The organism is Pedobacter sp. ASV12, assembly GCF_016429155.1.
GTDB lineage: Bacteria > Bacteroidota > Bacteroidia > Sphingobacteriales > Sphingobacteriaceae > Pedobacter.
In genome coordinates, this window is the sequence record NZ_JAELUC010000325.1 from 1 (window position 1) to 410 (window position 410).

1 protein-coding gene is annotated in these 410 nt (G+C 35.6%); it reads right to left on the minus strand.

Annotated features, from left to right (window positions below; genetic code table 11):
- Window positions 1-163 precede the first annotated feature (163 nt).
- The coding region (locus JHD69_RS20520; RefSeq protein WP_199142165.1) for a glycosyltransferase at window positions 164-410 on the minus strand (247 nt) is incomplete at its 5' end.

Here is a 410-nt window from a genome sequence, read left to right on the forward strand (position 1 = left end):
CCTTTGTTTTGCATCGGGCGACGCTAAGCCAACTATTCCACACATAAATCTTATGTATTATCTATAACTTTTAATGAGCTTGTTTACTTTACGAAAACAACTTCTACAAATTTACCATTTGTTTAATGAATAAATGTCTACTCACAACATTCAAACCAATTTTCTAAACTTCGATTTTTAATATATTTCTATAAGTTTTAATTAGATTATCAAAACTATATTCTTTTCTAGCTCTTTCATGGGCATGATTACCTAACGAATTCCGAAGGGCCGTATCTGCTGCAAGCTTTAAAACACCATCAGCCAATTGTTGAGGAGACTTCACATCTACCAAAATGCCTGCTTTGCCTTCGCCCAGAATATCTGGAATGCCCCCAACCTTAGTTGCAACGCATGGCAGACCTATACTT